The sequence below is a fragment of the Phenylobacterium sp. genome, from assembly GCF_965229015.1.
Taxonomy (GTDB): Bacteria; Pseudomonadota; Alphaproteobacteria; order Caulobacterales; family Caulobacteraceae; genus Phenylobacterium.
In genome coordinates, this window is sequence record NZ_CBDDIM010000002.1 from 1297269 (window position 1) to 1311504 (window position 14236).

Annotated in this window: 14 protein-coding genes and 1 tRNA gene; 7 read left to right on the forward strand and 8 right to left on the reverse strand. The window is 70.7% G+C overall.

Annotated elements, in window-relative coordinates:
* The first annotated feature begins 15 nt into the window (after positions 1-15).
* The gene (locus tag ACO06I_RS22655; RefSeq protein ID WP_421934882.1) at positions 16-1017 is read left to right on the forward strand and encodes an LLM class flavin-dependent oxidoreductase; all 1002 of its coding nucleotides are present in this window, start codon (positions 16-18) and stop codon (positions 1015-1017) included.
* Between the two features lie 58 nt (positions 1018-1075).
* Here ACO06I_RS22655 and ACO06I_RS22660 read toward each other — a convergent pair whose 3' ends face one another.
* From ACO06I_RS22660 to ACO06I_RS22670, 3 genes are read right to left on the reverse strand one after another with little or no spacing between them, the layout of a single operon-like run.
* Entirely contained in the window at positions 1076-2290 is a 1215-nt protein-coding gene (locus ACO06I_RS22660; protein WP_421934883.1) for a PQQ-dependent sugar dehydrogenase, read from the reverse strand.
* Positions 2291-2313: 23 nt separating this feature from the next.
* Positions 2314-4002: an asparagine synthase (glutamine-hydrolyzing) gene (gene asnB / locus ACO06I_RS22665; protein WP_421934884.1), complete on the reverse strand. Its 1689-nt coding sequence runs from the start codon at positions 4000-4002 to the stop codon at positions 2314-2316.
* On the reverse strand, positions 4002-5030 hold the full coding sequence (locus tag ACO06I_RS22670; RefSeq protein WP_421934885.1) for a glycosyltransferase: 1029 nt from the start codon (positions 5028-5030) through the stop codon (positions 4002-4004). The genes asnB and ACO06I_RS22670 overlap by 1 nt, the downstream gene beginning before the upstream one ends.
* A 96-nt stretch (positions 5031-5126) precedes the next feature.
* On the opposite strand from ACO06I_RS22670, the gene ACO06I_RS22675 reads away from it, so the two are divergent.
* The 3 genes from ACO06I_RS22675 to ACO06I_RS22685 all read left to right on the forward strand — a co-directional run bounded on the left by ACO06I_RS22675 (position 5127) and on the right by ACO06I_RS22685 (position 6347).
* Positions 5127-5203: transfer RNA gene (locus ACO06I_RS22675), tRNA-Met, on the forward strand.
* Positions 5204-5333: 130 nt separating this feature from the next.
* Positions 5334-5777: a hypothetical protein gene (locus ACO06I_RS22680; RefSeq protein WP_421934886.1), complete on the forward strand. Its 444-nt coding sequence runs from the start codon at positions 5334-5336 to the stop codon at positions 5775-5777.
* Between the two features lie 75 nt (positions 5778-5852).
* Positions 5853-6347: a hypothetical protein gene (locus ACO06I_RS22685; RefSeq protein WP_421934887.1), complete on the forward strand. Its 495-nt coding sequence runs from the start codon at positions 5853-5855 to the stop codon at positions 6345-6347.
* On the opposite strand, the gene ACO06I_RS22690 is transcribed toward ACO06I_RS22685, so the two are convergent.
* The 4 genes from ACO06I_RS22690 to ACO06I_RS22705 form a co-directional block, all read right to left on the reverse strand.
* Positions 6314-6826 (reverse strand): GNAT family N-acetyltransferase, encoded by a 513-nt coding sequence (locus tag ACO06I_RS22690; protein WP_421934888.1) that lies wholly within the window; start codon positions 6824-6826, stop codon positions 6314-6316. The genes ACO06I_RS22685 and ACO06I_RS22690 overlap by 34 nt on opposite strands.
* Positions 6826-8418 carry a matrixin family metalloprotease gene (locus ACO06I_RS22695; protein ID WP_421934889.1) on the reverse strand — a complete coding sequence of 531 codons (1593 nt, stop codon included), beginning with the start codon at positions 8416-8418 and terminating at the stop codon, positions 6826-6828. Before ACO06I_RS22695 ends, ACO06I_RS22690 begins: the two co-directional genes overlap by 1 nt.
* Positions 8419-8506: 88 nt before the next feature.
* The gene (locus ACO06I_RS22700) at positions 8507-9130 is read right to left on the reverse strand and encodes a class I SAM-dependent methyltransferase (RefSeq protein ID WP_421934890.1); all 624 of its coding nucleotides are present in this window, start codon (positions 9128-9130) and stop codon (positions 8507-8509) included.
* 52 nt (positions 9131-9182) lie between these two features.
* Positions 9183-10751: a DHA2 family efflux MFS transporter permease subunit gene (locus ACO06I_RS22705; RefSeq protein WP_421934891.1), complete on the reverse strand. Its 1569-nt coding sequence runs from the start codon at positions 10749-10751 to the stop codon at positions 9183-9185.
* Positions 10752-10815: 64 nt separating this feature from the next.
* Here ACO06I_RS22705 and ACO06I_RS22710 point away from each other — a divergent pair, with 64 nt between their 5' ends.
* The 3 genes from ACO06I_RS22710 to ACO06I_RS22720 are packed head-to-tail and all read left to right on the forward strand — an operon-like array spanning position 10816 to position 12988.
* Positions 10816-11424, forward strand: a complete 609-nt coding sequence (locus tag ACO06I_RS22710) for a TetR/AcrR family transcriptional regulator (RefSeq protein WP_421934892.1) — start codon at positions 10816-10818, stop codon at positions 11422-11424.
* Entirely contained in the window at positions 11421-11873 is a 453-nt protein-coding gene (locus tag ACO06I_RS22715; protein WP_421934893.1) for a PaaI family thioesterase, read from the forward strand. The genes ACO06I_RS22710 and ACO06I_RS22715 overlap by 4 nt, the downstream gene beginning before the upstream one ends.
* Positions 11870-12988 (forward strand): HlyD family secretion protein, encoded by a 1119-nt coding sequence (locus tag ACO06I_RS22720; protein WP_421934894.1) that lies wholly within the window; start codon positions 11870-11872, stop codon positions 12986-12988. The genes ACO06I_RS22715 and ACO06I_RS22720 overlap by 4 nt, the downstream gene beginning before the upstream one ends.
* 3 nt (positions 12989-12991) lie before the next feature.
* Here ACO06I_RS22720 and ACO06I_RS22725 read toward each other — a convergent pair whose 3' ends face one another.
* Positions 12992-14110: a response regulator gene (locus ACO06I_RS22725; protein WP_421934895.1), complete on the reverse strand. Its 1119-nt coding sequence runs from the start codon at positions 14108-14110 to the stop codon at positions 12992-12994.
* Between the last annotated feature and the right edge of the window lie 126 nt (positions 14111-14236).

The window sequence follows — 14236 nt, forward strand, 5'->3', positions numbered from 1 at the left end:
TCCCATATGGGGCCCATGACCCCGCTTTCCGTACTCGACCTATCGCCGATCTTGCAGGGCGGCGACGCCGGCCAGTCCCTGCGCAATACGCTCGATCTCGCCCGCCACGCCGAGGCCCTCGGCTACAACCGCTACTGGCTGGCCGAGCACCACAACATGCGCGGGGTGGCGAGCGCCGCGACCTCGGTGGTGATCGCCCACGTGGCGGCCGGCACCAGCACCATCCGGGTCGGCGCCGGCGGCGTCATGCTGCCCAACCACGCGCCCCTGGTGATCGCCGAGCAGTTCGGGACGCTGGCGGCCCTGCATCCGGGCCGCATCGACCTGGGCGTCGGCCGCGCGCCGGGGACCGACCAGCTGACCGCGCGCGCCCTGCGACGGACGCTCACCGGCGACGTCGACCAGTTCCCGCAGGACGTCCTGGAGCTGCTGCACTATTTCGAGCCGGCCCAGCCCAACCAGGCGGTTCGCGCCGTGCCCGGCGAGGGGACCCGCGTGCCGGTCTGGATCCTGGGGTCGAGCCTGTTCGGGGCGCAGCTGGCCGCGGCCCTTGGCCTGCCCTTCGCCTTCGCCAGCCACTTCGCGCCCGCCCAGATGATGCAGGCCATCGCGCTCTATCGCGCCCAGTTCCGGCCTTCGGCCTATGCCGACGCCCCCTATGTGATGCTGGGGATCAGTCTGGTGGCGGCGCCCACCGACGACGAGGCGCGGTTCCTGTTCACCTCCCTGCAGCAGGCCTTCGTCAACCTGCGCACCGGCCAGCCCGGCCCCCTGCCGCCGCCCGTGGAGGGCTATGGCGAGCGGCTCGACCCCATGGCCCAGGCGGGCCTGGCCTCGGCCCTGTCCCAGGCGATCATCGGCTCGCCGGACACGGTGCGGATGGGGCTGGCGGAGTTCGTGGGGCGCACCGGTGCCGACGAGCTGATGGTGACGTCGCAAATCTTCGACCACACCGCCCGCCTGCGCTCCTTCCAGATCGCCGCGGAAGCGCGGGATGACCTGGCGCGGGCGGCTTAGCACCTCCGTCATCCCGGGCGACCGCAGGGAGACCCGGGATGACGTTAAGAGTTAGCGCCTACCCCTTCGGAACCAGCTTCAAAATCCGGCCATCGGCGCTGTCGGTGGCGAGATAGAGGGCGCCGTCGGGGCCGACCACCACGTCGCGGATGCGTTCCTTCAGCTCGGTGAGCAGGCGCTCCTCGCCCACCACCTTGTCGCCGTCGAGCGTGAGCCGAGTGAGCGAGGTGCTGGCCAGGCCGCCGATGAACAGGCTGCCCTTCCACTTCGGGAACAGGCCGGCGTTATAGAAGGCCAGGCCGGAGGGGGCGATCACCGGGTCCCAGTAATAGACCGGCTGCTCCAGACCGTCCTTGGCCGAGATGCCGGCGCCGATGGGGCCGCCCTGGTACTCGATGCCGTAGGTGATGGTGGGCCAGCCATAGTCCTTGCCGGCCTGGGGAATGTTCAGCTCATCGCCGCCGCGGGCCCCGTGCTCGACGGTCCAGAGCTTGCCGGTGGCGGGGTTGAGCGCCGCGCCCTGGACGTTGCGATGGCCGATGGACCAGATCTCGGGCCGGGCGCCGGGGGTCTTCACGAAGGGATTGTCCTGCGGGACACTGCCGTCCGAATTGAGCCGCACCACCTTGCCCAGCAGACCGTCGAGCCGCTCGGCCTGGACGCGGCCCGGCAGGATGGAGCGTTCGCCGAGCGTGATGAACAGCTTGCCGTCGCGCGCGAAGACCAGGCGGCCGCCATAGTGCAGGGTGGATTCCAGTGAGGGCGCCTGGTGGAAAATCACCTGGGCGTTCTCGATTCTGCCCTGGCCGTCGGACCCGATCACCAGCTTGCCGCGGGCGACGGCGGTGTTGGTCATCTTGCCTTCGGGGTTCTCGGCATAGCTCCAGTAGATCAGGCCGTTCTTGGCGTAGGCCGGGTCGATGGCCAGGCCCAGCAGGCCGCCCTGGCCCTTGGCGTAGACGGCGGGTAGGCCGGTGACCGGCTCGCTCAACTTGCCGTCGGCGGTGACGATGCGCAGCCGGCCGGGCCGCTCGGTCACCAACATCTTGCCATCGGGCAGGAAGGCGATGGCCCAGGGATTGGCCAGGCCCTCGGCGACCGTCTTCACCTCGAACTCGACGCCGGCCTTGATCTCCGGGGCGCGGGTCTGGTTGGGGAAGGCCGGCGTCAGATTGGGGGCGTTGGGCGGACGGGTCTCCACCGAGGCGGCCTGGGTCGGGCCGCAGGCGGAGGCGAGGACCGCGACGGCGGCGGTGAAGAGAAGGCGGCGCATAGGAAGCTCCTTGAAATCCATAATCAAATTGTCCCGACCACCTGCCGCAGGGCGTCGTCGGGCGCCGCGCCCTCCAGGTGGATGAGCGACCAGACGGCGAAGAACAGCAGCGGCCAGCGCTCGGCGCCGCCCTGGGTGAAGGTCGCGCGCACGTCCTCCGGCGCCCGCACCCGGCGCACGGCCTCCAGCCTGCCGATCCGTTCGGCGAGGTCGGCGGCGCGCGGCGCGATCCAGGCGTCGACCGGGACGGTGAAGCCCTGCTTGCGGGCCCAGGGGTCGGCGGCGGGGCAGACTCGCTCCAGCCACTTGCGCACCAGCCACTTGCCATAGCGCCCCCGCACCTTGAACCGGTCGGGCAGGGGGAAGGCGAAGTCGGCCACCTTCGGGTCCAGGAACGGCGTGCGGCCCTCCAGGCCGTGGGCCATCAGGCAGCGGTCCAGCTTCAGCAGCAGGTCACCCGGCAGCCAGGTGGCGATGTCGGCCCATTGCGCCTGTTGCAGCCGGGTGAGGCCGGGGGGCGGCCTGGCCTCGGTCCGCCAGCGCTCGAGGGCCTGGGCGTCGTCGGGGCGGGGCTCGGCGGGACGGCCCCCCAGCCAGGCGGGGCGCAGGGCCTTGCGATAGCGGCCATAGCCGCCGAACAGCTCGTCGCCGCCCTCGCCGGTGAGCACCACGGTCAGGGTCCCCTTGGCGGCCTCGGCCAGCTTGTAGGTGGGCAGGGTCGCGTAGTCGGCGGTGGGGTCGTCCAGGGCCCAGGCCACCTGGGGCAGGATCCGCCAGAAGTCGGCCTCGTCGAAGGTGGTCTCGCGCCAGTCCAGGTTCAGCGCCCTGGCCACCCGTTCGGCCTGGGCCCGCTCGTCCTTGGCGCCCGGCGCCTCGAAGCCGCAGGTGAAGGCGGTGACCGGCCGGGCGTTCAGGCGCGACATCAGGGTGGCGATGGCGGCTGAGTCGATCCCGCCGGAGAGGAACAGGCCGTAGGGCACGTCGGAGCGCTGATGGACCCGGACGCTGTCCTCCAGCACGGCGTCGAGCTGGTCGATCAGCGTCGCCTCATCGCCTACGGCGCGGGCCGGCGGGGCGGAGAGGAAGGGCCGCCGCGTGGGCGCCTGCAACTTCCCGTCGATCACCTCGACAATCTCGCCGGGCGCCAGGCGCCTGAGGCCCTTGAAGATGGTCTCGCCGCCCAGGGTGTAGTTGAAGGCCAGCAGTTCGCGGGCGTGGTCCTCGCTGAGCTCGGGCGCCAGCAGGCTGGCGAAGGCGCGGGGTTCGGAGGCGAAATAGGCCGCCCCGTCCTGCTCCAGCACATAGAGCGGCTTGATGCCGAAGGGGTCGCGCACCAGCCAGGTGCGGCCGTCGGCGCCGATCAGGCAGAAGGCGTACATGCCCCGCAGGCGCTGGAAGGCGGCGGGCCCCTCCTTGGCGTAGAGGTGCAGCAGGGGTTCGAAGTCCGAGCCGGTGGCGAGCTCGCCCTCCAGGCCGAACTCGGCGGTCAGTTCCAGATAGTTGTAGATCTCGCCATTGCCGATGACCGTGCAGCCCGCCGCATGCAGGGGTTGCCAGCCGCCCTCCAGGTCGATGATGGAGAGGCGGGCATGGGCCACCGAGCCGCCGCGCACCTGCTCGGTCCGCACCCCGTTGGGGCCGCGGTGGGTCAGGGTCTCGATCATCGGGCGCGCGGAGGCCGACCCGTGCAGCACCCCGGCTATGCCGCACATCAGGCGGCTCCGTAGTCGGAAAACAGCGACCGCCACTGGGCGACGACGGCGGCCTCGGAGAACTCGGCCTCCACGCGGTCCGAGCCGTTCTGCACCAGGCGGATCCGCAGCATGGGGTCGGCCAGCAGGCGCGCGATGGCGGCGGCCAGGGCCTCGGCCTCGTCCACCGGGACCAGCAGACCGTCCTGCCCGTCGGCGATCAGGGCGGCAGGGCCCTGGCTGGCGGCGGCCACCACCGGCAGGCCGTGGGCCCAGGCCTGGATCACCACATTGCCCAGGGGCTCGTAGCGGGAGGGGAAGACGCAGACATCGGCAGCGCGATAGAGGGCCGAGGCGTCGGTGCGCCAGCCCAGGAACCGCACCCGGTCGGCGACGCCGAGCGCCGCGGCCATGGCCTTCAGCTTGGCCTCCTGAGGTCCCACGCCGGCGATCCACAGGAAGGCGTCGGGAATCTCGGTCAGGGCCTGGAGGGTGACGTCGTGGGCCTTGGCCTCGTGCAGCCGGCCCATGGAGAGCAGCAGGGGGGCGTCGGCGGGGGTGGCGAGGCTGGCGCGGTCGGCGGCGGGCGCCTCGGCGGGGACGGCGGCGAAGTTGGGGATGCAGCGCACCTTGCCCGCCGGCCAGCCCTGGCCGACGATCCACTCGGCGATGTCCTCGGTATTGGCCACCAGCTCGTCGAAACCGCGATAATATTTGAGATTATAGTAGCCGCCGAGCCGGCCGATCCGCGCCCAGGGCCCCTTGGGCGTGTGGCGCGCGGCGCGGTTCATCCAGGCGAGCGCCAGCTTGGCGCCCTGCCGCCGGGCGAAGCCGGCGACCTTGGGCTTGGTCAGCAGGTCGATGGGACCGCCGAATCGGAAGGTCTCGACTGGGACGCCCGCGGCGGCCAGGCGGGCCTGGCGATTGGCGTTGGGACGGATGGCGGCGGCCTGGGGAACGCCGGCGCGGGACAGGCCTGAGACCAGGTCGACGAAGTACGTCTCCGCGCCGCCTTCGCCGGCCGTTCCAAGGAGGTGGAGCACGCTCATGTGAGCCGCAACTCTAGCCGGGCTTTGCGCCGCACCCAAGCCGCTTGAAGCGACGAACATCCCACCCTATAACCCGCGCCTCCGCGGGTGGCTCATGGCTGGGTAGCTCAGTTGGTTAGAGCGGTGGATTCATAACCCACAGGTCGGCGGTTCGAGCCCGCCTCCAGCTACCACCCGCGGACAATTCCTCGCCAAGTGGCGTCATCCCCGCATCGCACCCTAGGTTTAGTTTGCAACCTATGGCACAGCTTGACGGAACGCTGTGATCTCAAATGAGACGCGCGACAGCGGCGGGAGGGCGACATGACTGATAGACGCGTGCACATCGTGGCCTACGAGACCTCGGGCCAGCCGACGGAAATGGTGGTGGGCGCCACCGACTACACCATCCATCTTGACCAGAGGCCGGTGCTCCGGCCGAAGAACCATCGCGCCGGCACCGTCTTCGTCATGGAGGACGCGCATGACGACGGCGCCTACTATTTCCGCCACGAGGCCAGCGGGTTGTATCTGGCCCACTGGCACCTGCAATTGGCCTTGACCCAGAAGAGCGGCGGCCCGCGCGAGCTGTTGCTGTTCCAGTGCAAGATGGACGGGCTGGATCCCGCGCCCTGGGTGGCGATCAACAACAACGACAAGAAGCAGGTGATCGATATCGACCACGGGGTGATGGAGGACGGCCGCACGATCCTGTCCTTCCCCTGGAACGGCGGCAAGAACCAGTGGTGGCGGCTCGAGGACGCCTGAGGCGCCTGGGCGGAGCGCGATCCCGTCGGGCGTGCAGGACGTCGCCGCGCGGCGCGGCTGTGCTAGGACTGCGGCATGCGTTTCCTTGCTCCGCTTTCCGTCCTGACCTTGCTGGCCCTGGCCGCCTGCGGTCCCGCCGCGCCGCCGGCCGGACCCCCGGCCGTTCCGTCGCGCTGGTCGACCATCGTCACGGGGGCGGGGATGGCCCTGGCCTACGCGCCGGAAAGCGCGAACGCCCAGACCCCGCCGATCCGGCTGAGCTGCGCCCGCGACCCCGCCGAGTTCCGGGTGGCGGTGGAGAAGATCATCCCCATCGGAAGCGAGGACCGGCTGTCGGTGGGCTTCGGCGGCGAACCTTTCGCCCTGGTGGTGACGCCGGAGTCGCTGACGGCGCCGGAGGGGGTGGAGGCCACGGGTCCCATCACCCAGGATCTGCTGATCGTCCTGCAGACCACCACCAAGATCCAGGGCGTCTACGGCGCGACCCAGTTCGGCCCCTATGACGCGCCGCCGCCGGCGATGTTGAACGCCTTTGCTCAGGGCTGCCGGGCGGCCGGCGTCAGCCGGTAGAGGTCCTGGACCTGGCCGTTGTCCTCGTACTGGCCGGCCGGCGCGAAGCCCAGCTTGGTGAGCACCCCCTTCGACCCGACGTTTTCGGGATGTACCCAGGCCGCGAGGCTCGGGAGCCCCAGGGTCTCCAGGCCGTGGACCACGAGCCGCCGGCCCGCCTCCGTGGCGATCCCGTCGCCCCAGGCCGACCGCTTCAGGCGGTAGCCGATCTGGATCTCGCCGGTCCCCTCCAGCGGGACCAGCGTGACCCAGCCCAACATGTCGTCGGGCGCCGCCTTTCGGAAGATCGCCCAGTATCCCAGGCCCGCGCCCCAGTCGGTGGTGAACTGCCTGGTCAGGTGGGCCCGCTGCTGGGCCGCCGGCCAGACGGGCCCCAGATAGCGCATCACCTCCGGGTCGCCGTTAATGGCCAGACAGGCCTCCAGATGCTCGGGCCCGCGCGGCCGCAGGACCAGGCGCGGCGTCTCGAAGACCGCCATCAACCGGCGAAGATCCAATCGCCGCCGAGGCTGGCGATGTTGACTCCCACCAGGATCATCCGGGCGCCGCCGGTCATGTCGATCACCACGTCGGCGCCCACCTGGCTGGCGGTGGCGGTGGTCCCGGCGTCGAGTTGCACCCGGTCGCCCTGGGCGCGGTTGAAGTCGAGGACCCGGTCGATCCCGGCCGCGCCCCAGGTGTGGAAGATGTCGGCGCCGGCCCCGCCGCTGAGAGTGTCGTCGCCGAGGTCGCCGGACATCCAGTCGTCGCCGGCCCCGCCCGACAGGCTGTCGTCGCCCTGGCCGCCCCGCACCCAGTCGACCCCGTCGCCGCCCTCCTGGGTGTCGGCGCCCAGATTGCCGTAGACCACGTCGCCGTCGGCGTCGCCGAACAGCATGTCGGAGCCCTGGCCGCCCACCACCCAGTCGGGGCCGTCGCCGCCGCGGACGGTGTCATTGCCCTGGTTGCCGTGGGTGTCGTCGAAGCCGCTCCCGCCGACGATGCTGTCGTCGCCCAGGAAGCCGCGCAGGAAGTCGTTCCCGCCGCCGCCGTTCAGGTAGTTGCCGGCGTCATTGCCCAGGATGGTGTCCGTGGCCGAGCCCCCCAGCACGTTCTCGATGACCGTCCCGTAGGCGATGCCCAGGTTGTTGGACCAGGTGTAGGTCTCCGGATCGATGATGAAGTCGGTGATGGTGGTCCCGGCGTTGGGATAGAGGCTGTTCCAGTAGTTGGCCTGGGCCTGGGCCGAATAGTAGGCGATCGAGGAATAGGCGCCCGGCGTCAGGTCGACGATGGACGAGCGCGTGTGGCTCGACAGGTCGAAGGTGTCGGTCCCGTCGGCGTCGTAGATGGCCTGCATGATCGGCGTGGCCTGGGACCAGGTGTAGGTGGTGTCGCCGGCCGCCGTCGTCGGATCGGCCCCGTACTTGGCCTGCAGGGCGGCGATGTCGAAGACCATGGGGGTGGAGGGCCCCACCGCCCGGCCCACCAGCCGGTTGACCCCGTCCACCGGCTCGATCGTCACATAGAAGGCGTCCTTGTAGAGGTCGTAGGACATCACCGTGTAGCGGATGTTGTCGTACTCGGCGGGGAAGACCGCGCCCGGACCGAAGGGGTGCTGCAGGCCCAGAGCGTGCCCCAGCTCGTGCAGAACGGTCTCGAAGCCCGAGGTGCCGGCGGCGAAGGTGCTGGTCTGCAAGGTCTCGTCCAGCCAGACGTCCCCCTCCCAGGACGAGGGCAGATAGCCCGGCGTGGGCGGGCGGTAGGCGTAGGCCTCGGTCTTGTCGCTGTTGGTGAAGTCGTTGACGTCGGTGAAGGCGATGCGGATCTGACCCGGCGCCGTCAGGTCGTCGGTCTCCACCAGGCTGACGGCGATGGTCTTGTCCCAGGCCTCGAGGGCGGCGCGGAACCGCACGTCCTGGGCGTCCGTCGGGGCGGCGTAGTCGGCGTTGGCCTGTTCGTCGTCCACCGCGTAGCCGGGCCACTGGCTGCCGGCGCGGGGGAAGGAAAAGGTGACCTGGCTTCCGCTCCAGACGTTGCCCTCGTCATAGAGGAGGACGCTGGTGATCTCCGCGAGGCTCGGCGCCGCCATACTAGTCCCCCAACTCAGGACGCCCGTGCGCGCCGCGACTTCTCCACCCTAGCTTGAATCCTTGGGGGCGACGCAAGCTGAAACACTCTCAGGCGGCGAGCGCCGTCCCCCACTCGTTCCAGCCGGCGATGCGCGGGGTTCCGGGGACGTACATGGTCTCCACCCCCTGCAGCTTCAGGCCCGCCGCGGCGATGGCGCTGGCGACGGGGCGGGTCAGGTGGCAGCCGCCGGCCATGCGGCTCCAGAGCGGGTCCCAGAACCTCTGCCACTTGGCGACGTCGGCATCCGGGGCCAGGCCATGCTCGCAGAACAGGAAGCGGCCGCCGGGCTTGAGCACCCGACGCGCCTCGGCGAGCGCCGCGGCCGGATTGTGCACCGAGCAGAGGGTGAAGGTGCAGACGACGGTGTCGAAACTGCCGGACTCGAAGGGCAGGGCCTCGGCGGTCCCCTCGTCCACCTCCACCTTCAGCCCCTCCGGGCGCGGCGCGGCCTGGGCGAGCGCCCTCAGCTCGGGGGAGGGGTCGACGCCCACCACGGCGCTGACCTTGGCGGGATCGTAGAAAGCCAGGTTCAGGCCCATGCCGATCCCCAGCTCCAGCACCTTGCCGCTGGCCTGGGGGACGATCTTGGCCCTCTGCTTCATCATCGGCGGCGAGGTGCAGGCGCAGGTCAGCAGGCGCGGCAGGATCTTGCGGTCGTAGAAGGATGTCATGGCGTCTCGCCCCCGGGTTATGGCCGAGCATCCCCCAGGGCGAGACCGGCGGCTAGTGCTCGTTCACCGGCGCCGCGTCGGTGGGGGCGGGCTTGCAGAAGGGGACGATCACCAGGGCCAGGATGAAGACCCAGGCCATCAGCCGGAAGGTGTCGGCGAAGGCCAGGGTCGCGGCCTGGCGCCCGACGATGCGGGCCAGCTGGCTCTGGGCCTGGCCGAGCGCCAGGGCGGCGTCCGGCGTGAAGCGCGAGGCGTAGGCGGTGAGCCCCGCCACCACCCCGCCGGCCTGCTCGGGATGGGTCGACATGGCCTCCCCCAGGCGAAGGGCGTGGACCCGGCCGAAGTCGGCGACCCAGGTGTTCACTACGGCGATGCCGATGGCCCCGCCCAGGTTGCGCATCAGGTTGAACAGGCCAGAGGCGTAGCGCAGCTCGGCCGGCGCCACGCCGTTGAGCGCCATGCCCACCGCCGGCACGATGCAGAGCAGCACCGCGAAGCCGCGCACCGCCTGGGGAACCAGCAGCTCGGCGAAGCCCCAGTCGGCGGTGATGTTGGAGAACATCCACAGGCCGAGGGCGAAGAAGCAGAACCCCACCCCGATCACATAGCGCCCGTCGACCCGGGTGGAGAGCCGCGCGGCGATGGGGGCGGCGACCGCCATGGTCAGGCCGGAGACGAAGACCGTCACCCCGATCTGCAGGCTGGTGAAGCCCCGCACCCGTCCCAGGAACACCGGGGTCAGGTAGGTGGCCGAATAGAGCCCGAAGCCGATCACCAGGTTGAGAACGCAGGCCATGGCGAAGGTGGGCCGCCTGAAGGGGGTCAGCTTCAGAACCGGCATGGTGGAGAAGAAGGTGCGCTCGAAGAACACCGCCGCCCCCACCAGGGAGATCCAGGCCGCCGAGGCCACGACCGGATCGGTGAACCACTCGTGGCGGGGTCCTTCCTCCAGGACGTATTGCAGGCCCCCCAGGAAGACCGCCAGGGAGGCGACGTGCAGCCAGTCGATCCTGCGCAGCATGGACGGGTCGGCCTCGTCCACCTTGCCCAGGGCCGGCAGGATCAGGGTGATGGCCAGGCCCGGGATGACGTTCATGAAGAACAGCATCCGCCAGTCGGCGACGTCGGTGACCCAGCCGCCGACGCTGGGGCCCAGGGTGGGGGCGAGCGTCGAGACCATGCCCAGGATGGCCGGGATCATCGCCCGCTTGGGGCCGTCAAACATGGCGAAGCCGGTGGCGAACACCGTGGGCACCATGGCCCCGCCGGTGAAGCCCTGGATGGCCCGGAAGACGATCATCGAATCGATGTCCCAGGCCAGGCCGCACATCAGGCTGGAGAGCGTGAACAGGGCCGCCGAGGCGGTGAACAACCAACGGGTGGAGATGGCCTGGGAGAGGAAGGCCGCGAGCGGGATCATGACGATCTCGGCCATCAGATAGGCGGTCTGCACCCAGGCGATCTCGTCGGGCCCGGCCGAGAGCCCCGCCTGGATCGAGCCCAGGGAGCCGGCGACGATCTGGATGTCCAGCAGGGCCATGAACTGGCCGAAGGCCATGACCCCGAAGATCAGCAGCTTGCGGCGGTCCGACAGGCCGGCCGTGGGGTTCGCGTCACTCATGCCATTGCTCTTGCGGCGGCCCGCACCATTATATTATAGTCATCATATAAAGCGGAGCGACGCCATGCGCTATAGCGAAGATCACAAGGCCGAGACCCGGGAGCGGGTGGTGAAGGCCGCGGCCAATGCGATGCGCCGGCTGGGGCCGGACCGGGTCAGCGTGGCCGAGATCATGGGCGAGGTGGGCCTGACCCACGGCGGCTTCTACGCCCACTTCAAATCCAAGGACGCCCTGGTGGGCGCGGCGGTGGAGGCGGCCTTCGCCCAGAGCCGCTGGCGCCTGACCAAGCTGGCGCTGAATGACGATCCCCGTGTCCTGCTGGCCGGCCTGGTGGACTTCTACGTTTCGGCCGACCACCGCGACCATCCCGAACGCGGCTGCCCCATCGCCCTGCTGTCGTCCGACATCCCACGCCAGGGCGCGCCGGCCCGCGAGGCCTATGACGCCGGCGTCCACGGTCTCATCGAGGTCATCGCCACCCGGCTTGAGGGCGGCGAGGAGCGCCTGGGCCTGGCGGGCTCCCTGCTGGCGGAGATGGCCGGCGCGGTGGCCCTGTCGCGCGCCGTGTCCGATCCCGAGCTCTCCGACCGGTTGCTGGCGGAGAGCCGCAGCCGCATCAAGGCCCGCATGGGCCTGTCCCCTTCCTCCCCGGAACAAGGCCTATCCAAGTGAGTGATGTGAAGGACTTCGCGGCCCTCAGCGGCCTCGAGCAATTGCGTGCGATCTTCGTCGACAAGACCGCCGCCCCGGTGGGCATGGGCGCGACCATGGGCTTCGACCACTTCGAGGCCGAGGAGGGCCGGGTGGTGTTCGGCGCCACGCCGCATGTCGGAGTCTATAATCCCATCGGCACGGTGCACGGCGGCTTCGCCGCCACCCTGCTGGACTCGTGCCTCGGCTGCGCGGTGCATTCCAAGCTGAAGCCGGGCCAGGGCTACACCACCCTGGAGCTCAAGGTCGCCTATCACCGGGCCATGACCAAGGACACCGGTCCGGTCCGCGCCGAGGGCGTGGTGATCAACATGGGCCGCCGCGCCGCCTTCGCCGAGGGCAGGCTCACCGACCTGAACGGCCGGCTCTACGCCACGGCCACCAGCACCCTGCTGGTGTTCGAGCGATGAGCGCCGTCCCCTATGAGGACGGGCCCAAGGTCGTGCCGATCAAGGTCCGCAAGGCGCCGCCGACCCGGGCGCTGCTGATCCTCGGCGTCGCGCTGGCTCTGGCCGCCGGCGGGGTGACCTGGCTGCGGGCGCCCAAGGCCACCGTCACCACCGAGAACGCCTATCTGAAGAGCGACCGCACGGTGGTGGCGCCGCGGGTCAAGGGCCTGATCGCCCAGGTCCTGGTGGCCGACAACCAGACGGTGACGGCGGGCCAGCCCCTGATCGTCCTCGACCCCGAGGAATACGCCGCCCGGCTGGCCGCGGCCCGGGGCGAGGTGGCCATGACCGCCGCCTCGATGGCCGCCGCCGAGGGGGCGCTGGCGCGCCTGGGGGCCGAGGAGGCCCTGGCCGCCTCCACCGTGGCCGAGGCCCAGACCGGGATCCGCGCCGCCGACGCCCAGTCGGCCCGCGCCCAGGCCGACTGGAAGCGCTACGAATCCCTGGTGGGCAGCGGGACGGTGGCCCGCCGCGACGCCGAGCGGGTGCGCGCCGAGGCCGTCAGCGCCAGCGCGGCCGCCGATCAGAGCCGCGCCGCCTACGCCGTCAGCCGCAACCAGGCCGCCGTCACCGGCAGCCGGCGCGGCGAGGCCCTGGCGGCCCTGGACTCCGCCCGCGCCGCGCACGCCAAGGCCATCGCCGCCCTCAGCCTGGCCCAGCAGGACGCCGACCACGCGGTGATCCGGGCGCCCATCGCCGGGACCGTCGGCGACCGCCAGGCCAATCCGGGGGACTATGTGGCGCCAGGCACGCGGCTGCTGACCCTGGTGCCCATGGACACCCTCTATGTCACCGCCAATTTCAAGGAGACCCAGGTGGAGCGCATGCTGCGCGGCCAGGCGGCGACCATCCGCGTCGACGCCCTGCCGGGGGTCAAGTTCAAGGCCCATGTGGACAGCTTCGCGCCGGGGTCGGGGGCGGAGTTCGCCCTGCTGCCCTTCGAGCCGGGCTCGGGCAACTTCACCAAGATCGTCCAGCGGGTGCCGGTGCGCCTGAAGCTCGATCCCGGTCAGGCCGACGTCGCGCGCCTGCGCCCCGGCCTCTCGGCCAAGGTGACGGTGCGGCTGAAGGACTAGGGTCTAGGCCGCCACCGACTCTTCGCGGCTGCCGCCGCCGAGGTTTTCCTGCAGGGCGCGCAGCAGGTTCTCGGGCTTCATGGGCTTTTCCACCACGCCGTTCATGCCGGCCTTGAGATAGCCCGCGGCGTCCTCGGGGTCGGCGTTGGCCGTCAGGGCGATGATCGGCACCACGCCGGCGGCGCCGGGCAGGGCGCGGATCGCCTGGGTGGCGGTGACCCCGTCCATGCGGGGCATCTTGATGTCCATCAGGATCAGGTCGAAGCGGCCGGTGCGGGCGGCCTCCAGGGCCTCCATCCCGTCGACGGCGGATTCCGAGGTGCAGTCGAACATCTCGCAGAGGGTCTCGGCCACCATGCGGTTGGTGGCGTTGTCGTCCACCACCAGGATGTGGGCGGCGCGATGGGGCGCGTCGGCGTCGTCGGCCGCGGGCTCGTCGCTGGCCTCCACGGCGTGGGGGGCGGTGAATTCGAAGACCAGGGTCTCGCCGGCGCCGGCGTTGGCCTCGGTGCGGACCTCCCCGCCGACCGCCTTGACGATCTGCCGGCCGAGCTCGACCGACAGCGCGGTCTCCAGGCCGAACAGAGCCTCGATCTCCTGAATATCCAAGGGCTTGTCGCCCAGGCTGCGTTCGCCGCCGCCGCGAACCCGGCCCTCCAGGCGCAGCATGTCGCCGGCGGCGTGGGCGCGCAGGGTGGCCTCCACCGCGCCGTGGCGGACCCCGGCCAGGGCCTGGGAGATGAAGCCGTCGAAGGCCTGCATGACCCGGGTCGAATCGATCAGCGCGGTCATCTCCGGCGCGCCGTCATAGGAGACCAGCAGGGTGACGCCGGACTTGGCGGCCCTCTGGCCCCAGCGGGCCTCGATCTCGTCGGCCAGATCGCGCAGGCGCTTGGGGGCGGGCTCGAAGGCCATGCCGCTGGTGGCGGCGTCCTTCAGGTCGGCGCTGGAGGCCAGGATCTGGCGCACGCAGGCCGCGGCCTCCGCCACCCCGGCCACGCAGGTCTGGGCGTCGGCGCTCAGGGGCTGGCGCGCCAGGCGCTCGGCAAGGGCCAACACGCCCTCCATCTGCTGATGGATTTCGCTGGTGACCCGTTCGAAGAAGAAGTCAGGAAGGGACATGTATCGCCGGCGCCGGGGAACTTATGCTCAGAATGCGCCTAAGCGCTTGCGGAGACGTTAAATTCCCAAACTGGGGTTGTACGGCGCGCGGGCGGCCGGATTTCCTGGCGCCGCCGACGAAAAGGG

Bases quoted from the DNA above. Each gene is read 5' to 3' on its own strand.
- ACO06I_RS22690 (WP_421934888.1), bottom strand. From the start codon at position 6,826: ATGGCGGTCTTCGAGACGCCGCGCCTGGTCCTGCGGCCGCGCGGGCCC.
- ACO06I_RS22705 (WP_421934891.1), bottom strand. From the start codon at position 10,751: ATGAGTGACGCGAACCCCACGGCCGGCCTGTCGGACCGCCGCAAGCTG.
- ACO06I_RS22710 (WP_421934892.1), top strand. From the start codon at position 10,816: ATGCGCTATAGCGAAGATCACAAGGCCGAGACCCGGGAGCGGGTGGTG.
- ACO06I_RS22700 (WP_421934890.1), bottom strand. From the start codon at position 9,130: ATGACATCCTTCTACGACCGCAAGATCCTGCCGCGCCTGCTGACCTGC.
- ACO06I_RS22725 (WP_421934895.1), bottom strand. From the start codon at position 14,110: ATGTCCCTTCCTGACTTCTTCTTCGAACGGGTCACCAGCGAAATCCAT.
- ACO06I_RS22670 (WP_421934885.1), bottom strand. From the start codon at position 5,030: ATGAGCGTGCTCCACCTCCTTGGAACGGCCGGCGAAGGCGGCGCGGAG.
- asnB (WP_421934884.1), bottom strand. From the start codon at position 4,002: ATGTGCGGCATAGCCGGGGTGCTGCACGGGTCGGCCTCCGCGCGCCCG.
- ACO06I_RS22680 (WP_421934886.1), top strand. From the start codon at position 5,334: ATGACTGATAGACGCGTGCACATCGTGGCCTACGAGACCTCGGGCCAG.
- ACO06I_RS22660 (WP_421934883.1), bottom strand. From the start codon at position 2,290: ATGCGCCGCCTTCTCTTCACCGCCGCCGTCGCGGTCCTCGCCTCCGCC.
- ACO06I_RS22695 (WP_421934889.1), bottom strand. From the start codon at position 8,418: ATGGCGGCGCCGAGCCTCGCGGAGATCACCAGCGTCCTCCTCTATGAC.
- ACO06I_RS22720 (WP_421934894.1), top strand. From the start codon at position 11,870: ATGAGCGCCGTCCCCTATGAGGACGGGCCCAAGGTCGTGCCGATCAAG.
- ACO06I_RS22685 (WP_421934887.1), top strand. From the start codon at position 5,853: ATGCGTTTCCTTGCTCCGCTTTCCGTCCTGACCTTGCTGGCCCTGGCC.
- ACO06I_RS22655 (WP_421934882.1), top strand. From the start codon at position 16: ATGACCCCGCTTTCCGTACTCGACCTATCGCCGATCTTGCAGGGCGGC.